Genomic DNA, 18,646 nt, shown 5'->3' on the forward strand with positions numbered 1-18,646 from the left:
GCAGGACTGCAAAGGGGATCACAGTTATAAAAGGGAAAACTTAAGCAATATCGCGCAGGGATTGCCAAGCCTCACAGACTTCGCGAAAACGCGCGGCGTCGCCTTCGGGTCTATCGGGATGCCATTTCAGCGCTAAACGGCGCCACTGTTTGCGAATATCCCTTGGGGTTGCGCTCTCATCCAACTCGAATACCCTCAGGGCATGGCCCTTATGCATCAAATTCACATTCAAGCCAATATAGCTCTTATAACTGCTCCAGAAGGCTTCTAATAATTCGCGCACCACGTTTTCACTGGTGTCATAGTTATTCCAGTCAAGATAGTATTCCCGCAGGGAAGTATCTTCCATTATCAATAGGTTAACGTTGGAAGGGACGAGGCGGAAAATTTGGATCTCCATGGCTTTGACTTGCAGCCATTGCTTTGGCATCAGGATCTCTTGCAGTTCAAACAGGGCATTCATCAGTAAAAAATTGCGTTTAAACAAATCATTACCTGGGTTTTCATCTAACGGATGGATTAGCCCGCGATTTTGCAGTTCGGTGGCGAGATGATGGATTTTCCAGCTTTGATTAGAGGCTTGTAACACGGATAATACGGGCCAGATTAACGGGTTATCGCCCTTAGTGGTCGAGAGCGTTGCCGATTGAGCTTCTGCACTGAGTGAAGGTTTAGCGAGTAGCATACTGACTGTCCCATCCTAAGTTGTTATCAAGCGAGTGTGATTAAAAGTAACTTTGCGCTATCTGTAAGATTTTAAATGTTTTTATCTTATATTGATGCGAGTCGTTACTGAGCTTGGAATACACTATGCCATAGAGGAAAAGTGTAGGCAAAGAAGGATTCTAGAGCAATTTACCCCAAGGTCACTCCGCCTTTGGTTGGTTTTAACTGCGGTTATGGTAGCTGGCTGATGCTGGAGAGCTGGCGATAAAAATGCCCTTGTTTGCAATACAAACAAGGGCATATACAAATTCGCTCAAGGGGCGAGGTTTAGATCTCGGTAAAGATAACCTCTTGCGCTAAACGCGACTTAGGTAACTTAGCGTTAAAATCTTCTTCGGAGCGGTAACCTAGAGCGACCACCACAGAGGCGCACAGGCCTTTTTCGCGCAGGCCTAAGACTTGATTGAGTTTAGTCGCATCGAAACCTTCGATTGGACAGGCATCGATATCGAGCACACTTGCGCCCAACATCAGGGTACCCAGTGCTAAATACACTTGCTTCTCCATCCAATGCTGGGCGTCTTTTAGCTCATATTTGTGCATATTGGCAAAGAAAGAACGACCATTATGTTGACCTTGCTTGGCTTCTTCACTGGCAAAGCGGCCATCTTTGGCTTCTTGCTCTAGCACTTGCAGTAGATGGGCTTCATCGAGTTGAGTGCGCGTACACAGCACGACTACATGGGAAGCGTTGAGAATTTTTTGAGTATTGAAGGCGTAGTTTTCGGTCGCTTGTGCGATCAAGGCTTTGCCTTCCGCCGTGCCAGCCAATACAAAGTGCCAAGGCTGCGAGTTGGTCGATGATGGGCTGAATTGCAGTAAGGTCTTGATTTCGGCAATCTTGTCGGCAGGAATCGTCTTTGTTGGATCAAAGGCCTTAGTGGTGTAACGCTTTTTAGCGAGAAAACTTAAATCACTCATGTAACGGCTCCAAATCATCTAGGAATACAAATTCAACCTCAGCATTTTAAGCAGGTTTGGACAAAAAACAATGTGATCAAAACAGCTATCAGTTTCAAAATATTTTTGAAATTAATAGCCGTTTTACGCAATGAATGCTTATCGGCTTTGGTGAATTGCAGTGAATTGCAGTGAATAGCAAGAATCATCTATTGGCGTTATGACTCGTCTAACAAATTGTTGAGTACTGTTTTGTTGTGGGTAGAGAGATGAGCTAACTCAAAAATACTGAGTGAGATCAAAAGTCTTCCATAATACAGTTGCCACTTGTGTGGTTTAATCTATTCCTTTGCTACATTTTATTAAGTCGAGCTTACTGTTTAGGGGAATGTATGGCGAGATTATTGATGCTGCTGATTGCTTTTAGCCTATTACCGCTGTCATGTGGCTACGGAAAGGATCTTAAGTTTGCAGTTGTGCCTAAATTCTATAGTGTTTTCTTTGACCAAAGCAAAACGGGTTGTATTGACGCCGCCGCACAAATTAAAGGGGTTGAATGCATCTATCGAGGACCCGAATCAAGTAGCGTGAGATTGCAAGATCAAGTGATAAATCAGCTGATTGATGAAGGTGTGGATGGAATTGCCGTCGCGGTTACGCAATCTAAACATCTTGCCGAGAATAGCCTAAAGAGGGCAAAGGAAGCTGGTATTCCTGTTGTTACCTATGACTCAGACTTGGATGCTTCTATCGATGAAGATCCTAAGAGTTTACGTTTGGCCTATATCGGCACTGATAATTTTGCATTAGGTCAGTCGTTAGGTGAAGAGCTTAAAAAGTTACGACCCAATGGGGGAACCCTTATCATGCAATCGGGGCGACCCGATTCTCCAAATCTGAATTTAAGACTGATGGGCGTGCGCTCCGCGTTATCTGGCAAAACTTACCATACCCCTCCAGGTGAATTGCTCAATAACGATCTGGGCTGGACTGAAGTGCGCGAGCCTTTGTTTAATTTTGACCAACTCAGTCAAGCGGTTAAGCAAATGGAGTCCGTGATGAAAGGCAAACCAGTGAAGGCTAATTCCTTCGTTGCTGTAGGCGGTTGGGCACAAAATGATGCGGCCCTCTACCGTGAAATGATGGCTCCCTATCAAGATAAAATCGATAACAAGGACATCGTCATTATTATTACCGACACCTCTCCAGAGCAATTAACTATGTTGAAAGACCGCCTTGCCCATATCAACATTGGTCAAAGTCCCTATGAAATGGGAAGGCAGGCCATTTTGACCTTATATAAAATTGTCACCAAACAACAATACGACGACATTATCTACACACCTGTGACCTTCTGCACTCAACAGAACTATGAGACCTGCGAGAAACCTGCGGGAATGTAATGCCCTCTAGCCTATGTTCTAGGAACAGTTTTAGAGTGTGCAGCTTCAAAGAAGTCACAAACAGATGTTTGCACAGTCTTTTATATCCATAAGTTGGTGATAAAAGAGCATTGGTAATCTGTAGCGGTATTAATTTGGAGTTACCCTATCAATATTCAAACGTGACAGTGGATCAGATTTATCTAGTCAGGTTAACTGCGACCCTTACTATTTTGAATTGGTTTCTGGCGAACGCGCTTTTGCCCCAAAACAGAAGTGCTGAATCGGATATTGCGTTATATGCATTGCCACTGTTTCCCCAGTGACACGCCGTAAATATATCCCTATAGGCTCGACGGCGGCATCCATGCCGCCAACGGTCACTGTTGTAACAGTGGCAATCTTAACGACCATTGAACTGTTCATCTGGCTAAAAGTTTTTGCCCCATTCCTTGTTTTGGTTCGTTGGCTCAATAGAAAACTCCTACTCTTGTTGCCATACAAAATCTCATCCATTTACCTAATGTTTGGACCTAACGTAAAGCGACTAACAATGTATGGGTATACAGTTGTATTTAAATTTAGGTGTTTTGGTATGAAGTTCAGACAATATCAGTGCGCATTAACTCCATCTGCAAAGAATAAAACTCTATAAAATCAGGTGACTATAGAAGCAGACTTTTAGTTAATAGGTTTGGAAAACGCGCATGCGCGTTTTTCCAGATGGTGTATTTTATAGAAAGCTGATAACTTCTTTACATACAGATAGTTAACTATGCGCGTTTTTACTGGTCCAACGAGGTAAACGCGCATGCGCACGAATAAAATGTTATGCCACCCGAGTACGTTGATTCCCTGATTATTACTCACGAGTTAAATGGACTATGTTTGATATTTTTACTACTACTCACTCTGAGCAAAGAGCCGTGCTTTATGAAGGCAGTGAAGAGATCTCAGTTAAGACTGCTAAGTTAATGCTCAGTCGCCTTTATACAAATTATTACAATGAGATAGAGAGAGAAAGGGTTATTTATGTCTTAACTAAATTAGGTTATCTGACTTCAGATAATGTAAAAAATAATACTGAAAATAGTGACAGCTTACTCGATAGAGCAAATGAAACTATTCGTAAAGCTAATGCACGAATCAATGAACTGAAGCTTCAACTAAAAGCAGCTGAACTCACAATTTCAGAATTGTACGAGGCAAATCAAGAATTGAACAATAGACTACAAGAGTTATCTTGTAGTTTTTCAGACAAAGATATTCTCGGTTTTGATCAACTGCCGTCAGGCTATGAGCTTAAGAAGAGGTACAAGTGTCTAGCCTCTATACATCATCCTGACAAAGGTGGTAGTAAACATATGATGCAACGAATAAATGAATCTTATGAAAATCTGAAATCACAAGTGGCATAACAAACGCCTCAAGAGGGACTGTCAACGCGCGGCGTTTCCAGTCCCAATGAGCCGCGGTGGTTTCGGCTGTTGTGATTGAGTTTTGTGGTAATGCGTTGCCAGCCCCTTAGGCGGGCGTTAAGTTTAAATTAAATAGGGACATACCGACGCAATGAACAAGTACGTACAGACCACCTTAGGCCTACTGGTCATCTGTGGAATAGTCTTCGCTGCTTACTTCTTAATCAAAGAAGTTTGGTCTATTTTTAAGTCTATTGATCCTCAGTTAAGCGCAGGGATAATTGCTGCCTCAGCAACTGTTCTTGTATCAGTGTTTACTGTTATGTTTTCCAAAAGGCAAGAGCATAAAGTAGATATTGAAAATCAAATCCGATCCAAAAAAATCCCAGTTTATGAAAAAATCATTGAGTTTATATTTCAGATAACTTTCGCTGAAAAGCTTGGAAAGAAGCAACCTAGCGAAAAGGAAATGGTTAAGTTTTTTGCTGACACCACCAGAGATTTAGTTATTTGGGGGTCTCAGGATATGGTTTCAGCATTTGGTGATTTCAAAGTCGGCCTTGCAGAACTTGAAAGCAATAACGATCCCGCTTATGTATTATCCATAGTTGAAGATCTACTAATTGCATTAAGGAAAGATCTTGGGCACAAGCAAAAAGACATTAAGAGAGGCGACATCCTGCGCCTTTATATCAATGACATTCCAGATTACTTTCCACAAACTTAACAATCGCATTAAAGCCGACCCATTACACGCTTGCTGGGTCGGCACAAGGCCTCAAAGAATAGCAGGCGAGTAATGGGCGCCTTATGCGGGCGTTAGCCCTAGTTTTGAATTAAGAACTGTTTTTATCAAGGAGCATTAAAATGGAAAACAAGCAATCTTCACCAGATTTTCGTTTTAAGCCTTTTATTTATGGATTTGCGTTTGGTGTGGCCATAATGGCTGTTGCTTGGTATATCGTTTAGCTTACCTCGCTATAAATTAACTTTTAATGGTGGCTAACAAGCGCCATCAAAAACGCGCCTTTTGCTCGCGCTAAGGTTAAGGAGTTAAACATGAGTCTAGAATGTCAAATTCTGCTTGATGCTGGGTTAAGTGATAGTACAGCGAAATATTATATTTCGGACAACGGGCGAGATTTTGTTATTGAAGTCGCGCAGAATGAAAAGCTTATCGAAGCTCTGGATACTATAAATTTAAAGGGATTGGCCACAACAATTCCGTTAGCTCAACGTGCCGTTAATAGCACCGGTACGCCAGAGCTAAAAGTCCAAGATTTTACAATCTATCCAGCGCCAAGAAACAAAACTGTACGCAATGGTATTCATAGTTACGTTTTTATTTATGCGCCAAAGCAGCCCTAACAAGCGCCTTAAACATTGCGGCCGCTGGACTCGCAACAAGTTGCTCCCCGTTTAGGTGTGCGTTATCTCAATAGAAGTTTTAATCCGAAATTAGGAAATAATAGTCAGGAATCTAACTCTCTTTTGTCCCTTTGCTTTTTACGTACATATCGCAAATGGGTAGTTAAAATTGGCATTGGGGCACCAGTGACCGTTGGCGACATGGATGTCGCCGTCGAGCCTATAGGGATATATTCACGGCGAGTCACTGGGGAAACAATGACAATAAACTCCATAAATAGATAAAAAATTCATCGCTTCTGTCTCGAAGCATGCTGAGTCTCATCAAGCAAATACCATTGTTCAACTTTCAATGTTGTATAAGTCTTTATTACCTCAGCACCTTACTTAAAAAGCTTTGGGTTCTGGCTTCTTGGGGGCGAGTGAATAATTCCTCGGGGATATTGGATTCCACCACATAGCCGCCATCCATAAAGATGACTCTGTCGGAAACATCGCGTGCAAAGCCCATTTCGTGGGTGACAATCACCATGGTCATGCCTTTTTGCGCTAAGTCCTTCATCACATCCAGTACATCGCCGACCATTTCGGGGTCGAGTGCCGAGGTGGGCTCATCGAATAACATCAGATCAGGCTCCATCGCCAGCGCGCGGGCAATGGCAACCCTTTGTTTTTGTCCGCCCGAGAGACTCGAAGGATAGGCATTAGCTTTATCCTGCAACCCAACTTGAGTTAGCAGAGTGAGCGCCTTGTTATCGGCTTCGGCTTGGGTCATTAACTTTAGGCTCACTGGCGCTAAGGTAATGTTTTGTAATACGGTTTTATGGGGGAATAGGTTGAAGTTTTGGAACACCATGCCCACTTTTTGCCGTAATTTGTCGACACAAGCATCCTTAGCGGTAATGGATTGCCCTTCGATTTCAATATCCCCTTGGGTGGGTTTTTCTAACAGGTTGATGCAACGTAAAAAGGTACTTTTACCGCTGCCGCTGGGGCCGATAACACTCACCACTTCGCCTTGGCGAATATGTTCGTTGATGCCCTTAAGGACCGCATTATCGCCATAACTTTTGTGTAGGTTGGTTATGTTAATCACTTTGCTTCAACCTCTTTTCGAATTTCGACAGCATAAATGTGAAGCTGTAGGTCAGGAACAGGTAAATCAGTGCACAGGTAAAGAGTGGGATACTGTCTTCAAAGGTGCGGCTACGGATAATCTCACCCGCCCGCATCAAATCCACGCCGCCAATAAAGCCAATGACCGCGGTTTCTTTGAGTAGCACGATAAACTCATTGCCTAACGCGGGCAGAATATTCTTAATCGCCTGCGGCAGAATAATCAGCTTCATGGTCATCGCCTGCGACAGGCCGAGCGAGCGTGCCGCTTCGGTTTGCCCCTTATCGACGGCTTGGATCCCTGCGCGAATAATCTCAGAGATATAAGCGCCGCTGTTTAAACCAAAGGCGATAATGGCGGCGGTAATTTTATCGACATCGAGTGCTGCCAGTACGATGAAGTAAAGGATCACTAACTGCACTACCACGGGTGTGCCGCGGATGACGCCAACATAGAGTTCGGCGGGGAAGCGGATATACCACTTAGATGACATCTTCATCAGTGTGGTTCCCACGCCTAATACTGCGCCTAATAACATGGCGAAGAAGGTCACAATCAAGGTGACTTTTAAGCCATTTAAAATCAGCAGTATGCCTATCATGCCGTCGTCGCCAATCGGGCTAAACAGCGAAGTATTGATTGCTTCTAACATAGGGATCACTTGATATGGGCTGAAACGAGTGCCTGATATTGGCCGCTTGCTTTCAAGTTTTTCAGCGTGTTGTTAATGCTGGTGAGGAGTTCGGGTTGCTGCTTTGACACCGCAAAACCATAAAACTCAGGGGGGAAATCCAGCTTGATCAGTTTGAGATCGGGGTTTTTCGCCAGATAGTTCGCCGCAGGCTCGCTATCGAATAGCACTAAGTCGACTTTGCCATTCTTCAGCTCCATGATGGCTTCAAAACCTGTGTTAAAAGCCGTGACATTTTGGGTGTATTTTTTAGACATCATATCGGCGGTTGAGCCGAGCTGTACCGCAAAGTGTTTGTTTTTAATGTCATCAAGGGTATGAATTGTGTCGTTATCTTTATTCACGAGCAGCACTTGAGTCGCCTCGTAGTAGGGCTCCGAAAAGTTAACGCTGGCCTGCCGCTCCGGGGTGATGGTCATGCCCGAGGCGATAAAATCAATCTTGCCAGAGTTTAACGCAACGATCAGTGAATCAAATTTCATGTTTTCGACTTTAAGCGTCTTGCCGGCATCTTTAGCGATTTGCTTGGCAAGCTCAATGTCGAAGCCTTTGATTTCGTCACCACTCTGTCCGCCTACGTATTCAAAGGGCGGGAAGGCCGCATTGGTTCCGACGACTAAAACATCGTTGCTTTTCCCACATCCAGCTAACAACAAGGTGGCAGTCAGCGCTAGGCCGCCTAATAACATGGATTTTTTCATTTAAGACTCTCTTTTGAATGACTCGCAATGTGGCGACTATAGGGATATGCAGCATAAGTGTCAATAATTATGCTATAAACTTGATTAAAAATTCAATCTGAAAAGTGGGTGATTTACAAGGGGAAGCTTATGGCTACAGGCTTGGGCTGGGTTGATATCAATACGTTTTTAAAGCGTTAGCGAATTGTTTAGGATGACCGTGGATAGCAATTTAGCGGTGTAAACTTGTGCACAAGACGGCAATTTTTATTCATTTTTTAGGCGGCGATGAAATTTTATGAGCTATTTCCAACAAAAATCGTAAAAACTTCATTAAATTATGCGCGTTAATCTAATCTTAATGCAGGAACAAATAGCAATTTATGGAGCGAAATGTGAGATACCTAACTCTAGCACCTGCGGCACTCCTTTTAGGCTTAGTAACTTCAGTCAGTGCAGAAGAATCTACCCAGTGGCATTACACCATGGGGATACACGATTTTATTGTGGAACAGGAAAGTTCACACACCTTTGGCTTTAACGGCAATATCATGATTGAACATACCACGGCATCGGATATTTACCTGTCCGCCATGCTGGATATGTTTATCGACATCGATACCGACGATCTCGATCCTGACCATATCCCCGTGTGGTTTAAGTCTGACTATGTGGCCTCGGGTGAGTTCTACCATATCGATCCTCGCTTCTTCTTTGGTTGGCAGGTTGACTTGCAGGGTAAACGTAACACTGTGAGTTCCATCGAAAAGCAAGCCAAGTTATTCCCTGGATTAACCGCCAATTATCAAGGCCAAGAATCGCAGGCGCAGTTAAAGGCGGGCGCGGGCTATTACTATTTAGAAATCGATGATGATGTGCCTCGTACCCGTGGTTACGATCGGGGTGACTTTGGCAACGGCACGTTTGCTTATACCTTTATGGGCAGCTTTGGTTTTGATATCACGCCTAAGTTAAAGATGAATTTTGCCGCGCAAAACTGGAATGACGGCGATATATGGCTCGAAAATCAATATCGCTTCAGCATGAGTTACGATACGGATTATTGGGAGAAGGGCAGTCAGTGGCTACTATATGTGGAGCATACCGAATACAACCTAGATCACTATGCCAAGGAGAGTGTGCACTCACCTAACTACTTGCCCATTCTGCCTTGGGATAACGATACCCTAGTGCGTTTTAGCTTAGTCGTACCTTGGTAGTTATTACTTTTGGGTTAAGTGTTTCTCCACTAACGCAATCATCGCCTTTGCCGCAAAGGATAATACCTGTTCTTTGCGCCAAAACAGCGATAACTCCCAGCGCAGTTCATCGCTCGCCAATGGAATATTCACCACCCCCGATACACTGTAACGCCGCGCAATAGAGCGCGGCAGTATCATCACGCCCGTGCCTGCCGCCACGAGGGCGATCCCAAAGTCGGCTTGGCTGACACGGGTGATATTTTTTGGGGTAAATCCGGCGTGTTGGCAAGCGGTTAACACCAGTTGATACAAGGTATATTCGGTCTCAAACATCACTTGCGGCTCATCGACTAAGTCGTGGATCGACAGCATTGGCCGCGAGGTGAGGGGATTCTCCTTGGGCAGCACCACCACCATGGGATCGTTAAACACCCGAATGCCGTGGTAACCATCGTCGAGGTTGATAATCCCGGTTGCCAGTTCGATTTCACCCTTTTGAATCGCTAAGGTTTGCTCGACGCCACCGCGTACCAGCAGGTGCATATCTATTTGCGGATATTGCTGGCGATACTTGGCAATGATAGGTGCAAAAATTTCAGCACTGCCGAGCGGCGCGAGACCGAGTTTTAATTCGCCAGCGGTTAAACTGCGCTGGGCACTGAGTTCGGCCAACATGCGTTGTCGGCCAGCGAGTAACTCCTTGCCATGGCGATAGACCACTTCTCCCGCTTGGGTGAGCTTAACCTGAGTACCACGTTTGCCGCGCTCGAGTAGCACGAGATCCAGTTCTTCCTCTAATTGGCGCAGCGCCTTGGAAAGGGCGGGCTGGGTGAGGTGAACTTTTTCGCTGGCCTTACCAAAACCGCCTGCATCGATGATCTCGATAAAATAACGCAGTACTTTAAGATCCATTATCTTCCCTATAATACATTCTTAAAATTCATGGATTACATTCTTAATATTCATTTTTTTTATCAAATAGGCAAGCCTAAAATAATCCCATAGCAACTTTAGTGTAAATCGAGAAACCGCATGTCTTTCCTACAAGCCGCAATACGTCGATGCCGTCATGGGGCTTTATTGTTAACTCAAATTGGCCTCTTTTGTTTATTGTCTTTCGCCTGCCATTGGTTTGCGACTTGGGCGCATTCACCAGTGCCTGGTAGTGTGCTGGGTCTAGGTATCTTACTGATTTTACTTGCGACTAAGTTAATCCCTGAAAACGCCGTGCAGCTTGGTGCCGCTTGGCTGATTGGCGAGTTGCTGCTGTTTTTTATCCCGCCTGTGATCTCTGTGATCAAGTATGAAGGCCTGTTTGAGCAATATGGGGTGAATATTCTCTTCACCTTAGTGATGGGCAGTGTGTGCGTGATGGTGGGCACAGGATTTGTGGTCGACCGTGTATTTCGTTTTGAGCGTCAACTCAATATCAAAAAGCATGCACGTCGCCATGCTAAGGCGGCCTAATGTCGAGCCTTAACTTAAGCCCTGCGGCTATTTCTGAGTTGCTCTTTTCGCAGACGGGATTGGCGCTTATCAGCTTGTTATTAACGCTGTTCTGTTACTTTGTGGCCAAGCGTTTATACAGGCTCCACCGTGTGTGGTGGTTGGCGCCGATTGTGCTCGCGCCTGTGGTGATCACGCTCTTAGTGTTTAATCTCGATATTCCACTGCCCACTTATTTTGAATACACCCATTGGTTAATGGCGATGTTGGCTCCGGCGACAATCGCATTTGCTTTGCCGATTTATCGGGAGCGTAAACTCATTCGCCAATACCCGCTGACCATTGCCCTTGGCGTGATAGCAGGATTGTTGCTGGGCATGATCTCCAGCTGGCTGTTAGTGAAATTTGTGCCGCTGCCGGTGGAGCTATCTAAGAGCTTGTTGGTGCGTTCGGTATCCACGCCCTTTGCGATGGAGGCGACAAGCGCCTTTGGCGGAGTGCCAGAACTGACCGCCATGATGGTGCTCATCACCGGCATTATCGGCATGTTAGTGTGCGAGCCGCTGTTCAAGCTGATGCACATTCGTACATCTTTAGGTAAAGGTGTGGCCTTGGGGGCCTCGGCCCACGGTGCGGGCGCTGCTAAAGCCAGTGAGTTAGGCCAGCAAGAGGGGGTTATTGCCAGTTTAACCATGATTTTTATCGGGATTGCCATGGTGCTGGGCGCGCCCGTATTTGCGATGATCTTCAGTTAGTGTTCGAGATTGATGTGCTGAGTTTACGTTAATCCTCTACACCTTATTGCGATTTTGTTTGTTTAAATGATGTTGTTTTGCCTCTTAGGGCGCTAACCTCTGCTTGGGTTATGCGCCCATTTTTTTAGCTGGCGGCGAATGTCGAAATAGAGTGATGACTAAATTAAATCGAATAGGGATATAGGATGGATAAGCAAACACGGGTATCGAATGTAACATTGAGACCCATAGGACAAGACGATCTGGAATTGATCTTCACCCATCAGCAGGATCCGATAGCATCCCAATTGGCGCAGTTCCCCTCGCGGGAACGTGAGGCGTTTTACCTTCATTGGCAGCAAAATATCCTCGGGCAGGCATCGGTGCTGGCACGGGGGATAGAAGTCGATGGCTTGCTCGTTGGCAATATTGGCCATTGGCATATGGATGGTCAGGCGATGATTGGCTACTGGATTGACCGTGCATTTTGGGGACGTGGGGTAGCAACGCTGACCTTAAGCGCGTTTTTGCCTTTAGTGAATTCAAGGCCGCTGTTTGCCCATGTGGCTCAGCATAATGTGGCGTCTCAGCGGGTGTTGCTGCGCCATGGATTTGTAAAGATGGACAGGCTAATTCAAGAAGAGGATGATGCGGCGCCCTTGTTTGAGTTTGTACTGGGATGATGCTAAACAGTCACACTAGCCAATAGTTTAAAACGCTTTTCCTGCGGCTTTGGTTTATTTTTAGGAGAGCGTTATTTAAGAAATCTATTTAGATATACGTGTTTTATCGTAAATTTAGATTTATCAACCCGACTTTAGTCTAGTGCGTGATGGCTTGACCTCATTGGCTAACTCAATGAAACTCTCCATTTAATCACCTCCTACTAAAGTATGGATAATTAAATAATGTTTATTTTCTTCTTATGCCTTGCGCTCTTAGTGCTGGCATACAAGTTTTATAGCCCGTTTGTTGAGCGCCAAGCGGGGATTGATCCTAAAGCGCAAACACCCCAAGCAAGATTCGAAGATGGCGTGGATTATGTGCCCGTTCACCCAGCCAAAGCGTTTTTGATCCAATTCTTAAACGTTGCAGGGGTTGGGCCGATCTTTGGTCCTATCCTAGGGGCTTTATATGGTCCAGTGGCCTTACTCTGGATTGTGTTAGGTAACATTATTGGCGGCGCGGTACACGACTATTTCTCTGGCGTGTTAAGCATTAAAGAAGATGGCAAGAGCTTGCCAGAAATCGCCGGTCACTACTTTAATGTCTACTTTAAAGGCGTGATGCTGCTGTTTACTGCGATGTTACTGTTCTTCGTGGGCGTGGTGTTTATCATGAGCCCTGCGGGTCTGTTAAGTAACCTCGACTATTTTAAAGACACCATTTTTGGCAATAACACCTTCTGGGTGTTGGTGATTTTGGCTTATTACTTCTTAGCCACTATGCTGCCAATCGATAAGATCATCACTAAGCTGTATCCAGCTTTTGGTTTGTTGATGATCGTTATGACCACCTCGATTGCGGTTGCTCTGCTTATCAGCGCGCCACAGTTACCTGAAATGGGCGATGTGTTCGCTTACTTCAACCACAGCCATTACAACAATGAGTTGCTCGAGCCAAACCCAGACGGTTTACCGATTTGGCCATTGCTGTTTGTGACTATTACCTGTGGTGCTATCAGCGGTTTCCACTCGACTCAAGCACCTATCATGGCGCGCTGCCTGACCAACGAGAAATACGTTCGCCCAGTTTACTATGGCGCTATGGTGGCTGAAGGTGTTGTGGCTTGCGTATGGGCGACTGCGGGTATTGCGGCTTTCCCTGGTGGTTATGTTGAGCTTAAGAGCTTACTCGATCAAGGCGGCCCAGGCCTAGTGGTTAACCAAGTGGCGACTAGCTATCTTGGCGTATTAGGCGGTGTGATGGCGATTATTGCGGTGGCTGTATTCCCTATTACCTCGGGTGATACTGCGTTTAGATCGCTGCGTCTCACCATTATCGACGCCTTTAACATCCCACAGAGTATGCGTAACCGTTTACTGGTAGCGGCGCCTATCCTGACAATCGCTTACTTTATGACTAAGATCGACTTCTCCTTGATCTGGCGTTATTTCGCCTTCTCAAACATGCTGTTATCGACAAGCGTGCTGTGGTTGGCGACTAAGTATCTGTTTGATAGAGGCAGCTTCCATTGGATTGTGAGCTTGCCTGCGATTGCCGGAACCTGTGTGACCATCTCTTACATCATGACGGCGGGCATTGGTTTAGGCTTACCTCAGTCACTGAGTCAGCCCGTCGGGATTGCGGTCGGCGTGGTGTGTTTAGTGGCCTTGATTATTGCCCATAACAAACGCAAAACAGTGCTCGATACAAACTCTTAACCTCATTGGTTTTATGACTGCTAAGGGCTGCATTTTGCAGCCCTTTTTAATACTATTTTCATAAACTGGCGTCAGTATTGAATATTGTCACTGTGACATATTCCATTGCGTCGAAATTATGTTAGATTCTGGCGAACTGATGGAGATAGAGGTATGGTTATCACTGTCATCAACAGTTCTCCACAGGGCAGTCACTGCAATATTGCTTACTTTTGCAGAGAAGTGTCAGGAAGTTACACCAAATCAGAGTCTGCTTATGCAACCCAATTTATTTCCCGAACAAAGACATTTAAATCGTGAGCCGATGGTGATGCCGTCGGTGGAAGCTCAGTCTACCCGTAGCCGTTTACAACGCATGGTCGGCAGTGTGCTACTCACTTGCAGCGTGTTGTTAAGCTTATCTGCTTGTGCAGCGGGTAAGGCGAGTGCACCGCAGGAAGAAGAGTTTAGCTACGCTTGGTTGAAAGGCTATGCCCATACGCTGGCGACTGAGCCCTATGTGAGCCATAAGGGCGAGTTGCCAAAAAGCTTACAGGGCATGAGCTGGGATGATTACCAGCAGTTCCATTTCAAGAAAAAAGCCGCCCTGTGGCGTGAGGATGATTCGGAGTTTCGCGCCGAGTTATTCCACTTAGGCCTGTACTTCGATACGCCTGTGCATATTTACCAATTGGAAAATGGCAAGGCAAAGCTTATCGAATATTCGTCTTCCATGTTCGATTACGGTAAATCCAAGGTGAAGGGTAGCCAACTACCGAAAGACCTAGGCTTTGCTGGGTTTAGAATGCAGTTTAATACCGACTGGCAGCGTGACGTGGTCGCCTTCCTAGGCGCTAGCTATTTCCGCGCCGTAGGTCAAGAAATGCAATATGGTCTATCTGCCCGTGGTTTAGCGGTAGACACTGCGCTGCCTAAACCTGAAGAATTCCCTATGTTTACCCGTTTCTGGTTAGAGAAACCACAACCGGGCTCTAATATTGCGACTGTGTACGCTCTGTTAGATTCACCAAGTGTAACAGGGGCTTACCGTTTCGATATCGAGCCGGGAGAGCGTTTAAAAATGAAGGTCGATGCGGCGATTTACCCGCGTAAGGCCATCGAACGTTTAGGCGTTGCGCCATTGACTAGTATGTACATGGTGGGTGAAAACGATCGCCGCACCGGTTACGACTGGCGCCAAGAGATCCACGATTCAGACGGTCTTGCCATGCACACGGGTAACGGTGAATGGATTTGGCGTCCGCTGGGCAACCCAAGCAACCTGCGTTTCAATGCCTATAGCGATGAGAATCCAAAGGGCTTTGGTTTAATGCAGCGCGACCGTAATTTCGACCATTATCAAGATGATGGCGTGTTCTACGAGAAGCGCCCAAGCCTGTGGATTGAGCCAACGGGCAACTGGGGTAAAGGTTCGGTGCAGTTAGTGGAAATCCCAACACTGGATGAAACCTTCGACAATATCGTGGCGTTTTGGAACCCAGCTGAGCCTATTCAGCCTGGTCAAGAACTACTCTACAGCTACAACATGTACTGGGGCGGTATTCCACCTGTGCAGTCACCCCGTGCCCGCGTAGTCGATACCTTTACCGGTATTGGTGGTGTGGTTGGTCAAAAGCGTAAATATTATAGCAAGCGCTTTGTGATTGATTTTGCTGGTGGTTCCTTACCTATGTTGGGTAAAGATACCCAAGTGAAAGCGGTGATTTCGACCTCTCAAGGTCGTGTCGAAATTGAATCTGCTCGCCCACAACATGCGATCAACGGTTATCGCGCTATGTTTGACCTAGTGCCGCCAGAAGACAGCGTTGAGCCGATTAACCTCAGAGTTTACTTAGAGGTAGATGGTCAGCCGTTAACTGAGACTTGGATGTACCAGTGGACACCACCACCAGTGAACGAGCGTGAGCTGCATAACGCCGGTCATCTGCAGTAAGCCGTGACTCAGTTTTAAATCTTAAAACGCCAGCCCTGTGCTGGCGTTTTTGTTTTAGCGGATTTGTTAAATGCAAGCCTGACTCGGAGTTATTGAGGACTGATTCACTTTTTGCAAATCTAAATAATTTTTCACTGTCAAAGAGGCCAACCTTAGGCGTAATCTGTGGCGTCCTCGTAATAGGTTAGCGATTCATGTTTGAGATATTGTCTTCTATCGGCCTGGGTTGGTCGGTAGCTTTAGTGCTGGCGGTGTTATTTGTGCTGGCCTACGAATTTATCAATGGTTTCCACGATACCGCCAATGCTGTTGCCACAGTCATCTACACCAAGGCAATGCCTGCCAACCTCGCGGTAATTTCTTCAGCCCTGTTCAACTTTGCCGGAGTGCTACTCGGTGGACTTGGCGTTGCTTATGCCATAGTGCATCTCTTGCCCGTCGATTCTTTACTGGGAATGGACTCCACCCAAGGGTTGTTGATGGTGTTCTCGCTACTCTTCTCGGCCATTATTTGGAACTTAGGCACCTGGTATTTTGGCATTCCTGCCTCCAGTTCTCATACCCTGATTGGCTCGATTATGGGTGTTGGCGGCGCATTCGCTTGGATACACAATGAACCTGTACTGCATGGTATCAACCTTACCAAAGCCACGCAGATTATGCTGTCGCTGATCATCTCGCCCACGCTGGGGTTTGTGCTGGCGGGGATACTGTTATTGCTAATGAAGTTCGTGTGGCAAAAACACAAGATCCACCGCACACCCGATGAACAATTTCAGATTAATGGTAAACGCCATCCGCCATTCTGGGCGCGCGTGAGCCTGATAGCCTCGGCCATGGGGGTGAGCTTCGCCCACGGTTCCAACGATGGCCAGAAGGGTATTGGCTTAGTGATGCTGGTGCTGATCTGTATGGCGCCAGCGTATTTTGCCCTCGACATGAGCAGCCAATCCTACGATTTGGCGAGGACGCAAGATGCTAACCGCCGTATTATGGCGATTTATAGCCGCAATCAAGCGGTAATTAGCGATCTGGTGGATGTTAAAGCCCAAGTGAATGTGACGGATACTTTGATTAGCCACTGCTCGGCACAAACCGTGTTACCAGCCATGTCGCTGCTCGATCGCCGTTTAGATAAGGCCAGCAGTTTTCAAGAGATGAGTGTCGCAGAGCGACGTGAAGTGCGACGCTTACTGCTTTGCATTGATGATACTGCGCGCAAAGTGGCAAAATTAGACTTACCCGCCAAGGAGTTAACCTCACTCAATAAATGGCGTAAGGATTTAACTAAGCCGACCGAATACGCGCCTTTGTGGGTGATAGTGGCGATTGCCACGGCCTTGGGCTGTGGCACCTTAGTGGGTTGGCGCCGCATTGTTTATACGGTGGGCGAGAAGATAGGCTCCTCAGGGATGACCTACAGCCAAGGGATTGCGGCGCAGGTGACGGCGGCGGCCTCGATTGGGATTGCCAGCGTGACGGGCATGCCAGTATCGACTACGCATATTCTGTCATCGGCGGTGGCGGGCACTATGGTGGCCAATCGTTCAGGCTTACAAAGCCAAACCATTAAGCAGATTTTATTGGCTTGGGTACTGACACTCCCTATTACCATGTTCTTATCGGCCTTGGTGTTTATCTTGGCTAACGCGCTCTGGGGTTAAGCTAAATACCCTTTACCACGTCAGTTGCATCTGCGCTGTGGATTGTGCCAAGGCCTTATGCAACTGAATCGTCGGTAAGCTGACCTCATCGGCCAGTTGTCGCTGCAACTGCTGGTATAAACGTACCGCTAATTCAGGCGCGGTCTGGTTATCGGGCGTATGGATAAACAGATAAGGTTCGCGCCCCTCTTTTATCCACAGCGCGAGTTGCCGCAACCAATTGTTAAAAAAGCTATCGTTATTCTTCACCTGCAATCTATCGTTGCTCGCCGCTAAGGCTTCAATCGTGCCATCCGTTTGGCCAATAAAGCGCACCACGGGCGTATGGGCGGTCGCGATAGCGTGGACGGGCACCTGAGGTTTTTTCTTATGGGCATCGATAATCGCCTCGTTGGCGGGCGGCAGGGCAAATAGCGGCCGACTGTCCATGATAATGCGATTGACTTGTCTGTCCATCAGCAGACGATTTAGCGCCCGCTCGGCGTCTCCCTTGGCAAAAAAGGCTAAATGGCGAACCTCTACGCCATAGCTTAAACCTTGCGGTAACAGATCAAAAAAACGTGCTAATGCGGGCAGCTGTTCTGGCCCGAAGGCGGCGGGGAGCTGAATTTTCCACAAACCGGTTTTTTCGACCAAGGGTGACATCACTTGGAAGAAAGCCAGTAACTCCTGCTGACAATCCTGCAACTGTCTTTGATGGGTGATGGTCTGTGGCAGTTTAAAGGTAAAGCGAAAATCATCTGGGGTGGCACTGTGCCAATTCATCACGGTTTGCGCATTTGGCGTCGCGTAAAAGCTGGTGTTGCCTTCCACTGTGTTGAAGATACTGGCATAGCGAGCAAGTCTGTCTGCCTGTTTAGTGCTTGAACCATAAACACTTTCTTGCCAATGGTTATGCGACCACATGGCAAGCCCGAGACGTAAATTTTGTGCAGTATGGCAAGGGGACTTGAATGACGCCAAAAATGCTCCTAGTTAAACTTATTGCCTGATATTCAATG

Annotated in this window: 19 protein-coding genes; 11 read left to right on the top strand and 8 right to left on the bottom strand. The window is 46.4% G+C overall.

Features of this window, described 5'->3' with window-relative positions; all coding sequences use genetic code 11:
- Nucleotides 1-40 precede the first annotated feature (40 nt).
- Both K0H60_RS04650 and nfsB read right to left on the bottom strand, forming a co-directional pair.
- Nucleotides 41-685, bottom strand: coding sequence for a DNA-J related domain-containing protein (locus tag K0H60_RS04650; protein ID WP_011623806.1), 645 nt, complete (start codon nucleotides 683-685; stop codon nucleotides 41-43).
- Nucleotides 686-993: 308 nt separating this feature from the next.
- Nucleotides 994-1,647: an oxygen-insensitive NAD(P)H nitroreductase gene (nfsB, locus tag K0H60_RS04655; protein WP_086902103.1), complete on the bottom strand. Its 654-nt coding sequence runs from the start codon at nucleotides 1,645-1,647 to the stop codon at nucleotides 994-996.
- A gap of 371 nt (nucleotides 1,648-2,018) precedes the next feature.
- On the opposite strand from nfsB, the gene K0H60_RS04660 reads away from it, so the two are divergent.
- Nucleotides 2,019-3,029: a sugar-binding protein gene (locus K0H60_RS04660; protein WP_220057427.1), complete on the top strand. Its 1,011-nt coding sequence runs from the start codon at nucleotides 2,019-2,021 to the stop codon at nucleotides 3,027-3,029.
- Nucleotides 3,030-3,236: 207 nt separating this feature from the next.
- Here K0H60_RS04660 and K0H60_RS04665 read toward each other — a convergent pair whose 3' ends face one another.
- On the bottom strand, nucleotides 3,237-3,482 hold the full coding sequence (locus tag K0H60_RS04665; protein ID WP_220058217.1) for a hypothetical protein: 246 nt from the start codon (nucleotides 3,480-3,482) through the stop codon (nucleotides 3,237-3,239).
- Between the two features lie 410 nt (nucleotides 3,483-3,892).
- On the opposite strand from K0H60_RS04665, the gene K0H60_RS04670 reads away from it, so the two are divergent.
- From K0H60_RS04670 to K0H60_RS04680, 3 genes are all read left to right on the top strand, one after another.
- The gene (locus K0H60_RS04670) at nucleotides 3,893-4,426 is read left to right on the top strand and encodes a J domain-containing protein (RefSeq protein ID WP_220057428.1); all 534 of its coding nucleotides are present in this window, start codon (nucleotides 3,893-3,895) and stop codon (nucleotides 4,424-4,426) included.
- Between the two features lie 151 nt (nucleotides 4,427-4,577).
- Nucleotides 4,578-5,153 (top strand): hypothetical protein, encoded by a 576-nt coding sequence (locus K0H60_RS04675; RefSeq protein WP_220057429.1) that lies wholly within the window; start codon nucleotides 4,578-4,580, stop codon nucleotides 5,151-5,153.
- 332 nt (nucleotides 5,154-5,485) lie between these two features.
- The gene (locus tag K0H60_RS04680) at nucleotides 5,486-5,794 is read left to right on the top strand and encodes a hypothetical protein (protein WP_220057430.1); all 309 of its coding nucleotides are present in this window, start codon (nucleotides 5,486-5,488) and stop codon (nucleotides 5,792-5,794) included.
- 370 nt (nucleotides 5,795-6,164) lie between these two features.
- Here the strand turns inward: K0H60_RS04680 and K0H60_RS04685 are convergent, their stop codons facing one another.
- Genes K0H60_RS04685 through K0H60_RS04695 form a run of 3 tightly spaced genes read right to left on the bottom strand, consistent with a single transcriptional unit; the run spans nucleotide 6,165 to nucleotide 8,303 of the window.
- The gene (locus K0H60_RS04685; protein ID WP_220057431.1) at nucleotides 6,165-6,890 is read right to left on the bottom strand and encodes an amino acid ABC transporter ATP-binding protein; all 726 of its coding nucleotides are present in this window, start codon (nucleotides 6,888-6,890) and stop codon (nucleotides 6,165-6,167) included.
- Entirely contained in the window at nucleotides 6,883-7,563 is a 681-nt protein-coding gene (locus K0H60_RS04690; RefSeq protein WP_011625362.1) for an amino acid ABC transporter permease, read from the bottom strand. The genes K0H60_RS04685 and K0H60_RS04690 overlap by 8 nt, the downstream gene beginning before the upstream one ends.
- Nucleotides 7,564-7,568: 5 nt before the next feature.
- Nucleotides 7,569-8,303, bottom strand: a complete 735-nt coding sequence (locus tag K0H60_RS04695) for a basic amino acid ABC transporter substrate-binding protein (protein WP_220057432.1) — start codon at nucleotides 8,301-8,303, stop codon at nucleotides 7,569-7,571.
- A 374-nt stretch (nucleotides 8,304-8,677) separates the two neighbouring features.
- Between K0H60_RS04695 and K0H60_RS04700 the strand changes: the two genes are divergently transcribed.
- Nucleotides 8,678-9,502 (top strand): hypothetical protein, encoded by an 825-nt coding sequence (locus tag K0H60_RS04700; protein ID WP_220057433.1) that lies wholly within the window; start codon nucleotides 8,678-8,680, stop codon nucleotides 9,500-9,502.
- Between the two features lie 3 nt (nucleotides 9,503-9,505).
- On the opposite strand, the gene K0H60_RS04705 is transcribed toward K0H60_RS04700, so the two are convergent.
- Nucleotides 9,506-10,396, bottom strand: a complete 891-nt coding sequence (locus K0H60_RS04705; RefSeq protein ID WP_220057434.1) for a LysR family transcriptional regulator — start codon at nucleotides 10,394-10,396, stop codon at nucleotides 9,506-9,508.
- Between the two features lie 120 nt (nucleotides 10,397-10,516).
- Between K0H60_RS04705 and K0H60_RS04710 the strand changes: the two genes are divergently transcribed.
- From K0H60_RS04710 to K0H60_RS04735, 6 genes are all read left to right on the top strand, one after another.
- A complete protein-coding gene (locus tag K0H60_RS04710) occupies nucleotides 10,517-10,951 on the top strand; it encodes a CidA/LrgA family protein (protein ID WP_023268403.1) in 435 nt (144 codons plus the stop codon).
- Complete coding sequence (locus tag K0H60_RS04715; RefSeq protein ID WP_220057435.1) at nucleotides 10,951-11,685, top strand: LrgB family protein; 735 nt, start codon at nucleotides 10,951-10,953, stop codon at nucleotides 11,683-11,685. Before K0H60_RS04710 ends, K0H60_RS04715 begins: the two co-directional genes overlap by 1 nt.
- A 185-nt stretch (nucleotides 11,686-11,870) precedes the next feature.
- Nucleotides 11,871-12,347 carry a GNAT family N-acetyltransferase gene (locus tag K0H60_RS04720; protein WP_088210965.1) on the top strand — a complete coding sequence of 159 codons (477 nt, stop codon included), beginning with the start codon at nucleotides 11,871-11,873 and terminating at the stop codon, nucleotides 12,345-12,347.
- Nucleotides 12,348-12,572: 225 nt separating this feature from the next.
- Nucleotides 12,573-14,048 (top strand): carbon starvation CstA family protein, encoded by a 1,476-nt coding sequence (locus K0H60_RS04725; protein ID WP_011716023.1) that lies wholly within the window; start codon nucleotides 12,573-12,575, stop codon nucleotides 14,046-14,048.
- A gap of 256 nt (nucleotides 14,049-14,304) precedes the next feature.
- The gene (locus K0H60_RS04730) at nucleotides 14,305-15,981 is read left to right on the top strand and encodes an OpgD/OpgG family glucan biosynthesis protein (RefSeq protein ID WP_220057436.1); all 1,677 of its coding nucleotides are present in this window, start codon (nucleotides 14,305-14,307) and stop codon (nucleotides 15,979-15,981) included.
- A 194-nt stretch (nucleotides 15,982-16,175) separates the two neighbouring features.
- Nucleotides 16,176-17,645, top strand: coding sequence for an inorganic phosphate transporter (locus K0H60_RS04735; protein ID WP_220057437.1), 1,470 nt, complete (start codon nucleotides 16,176-16,178; stop codon nucleotides 17,643-17,645).
- Nucleotides 17,646-17,657: 12 nt separating this feature from the next.
- On the opposite strand, the gene K0H60_RS04740 is transcribed toward K0H60_RS04735, so the two are convergent.
- Nucleotides 17,658-18,551 (bottom strand): DUF72 domain-containing protein, encoded by an 894-nt coding sequence (locus tag K0H60_RS04740; RefSeq protein ID WP_220058110.1) that lies wholly within the window; start codon nucleotides 18,549-18,551, stop codon nucleotides 17,658-17,660.
- Nucleotides 18,552-18,646: the final 95 nt, after the last annotated feature.

Origin of the sequence: Shewanella mangrovisoli (genome assembly GCF_019457635.1) — a bacterium.
Taxonomy (GTDB): domain Bacteria; phylum Pseudomonadota; class Gammaproteobacteria; order Enterobacterales; family Shewanellaceae; genus Shewanella; species Shewanella mangrovisoli.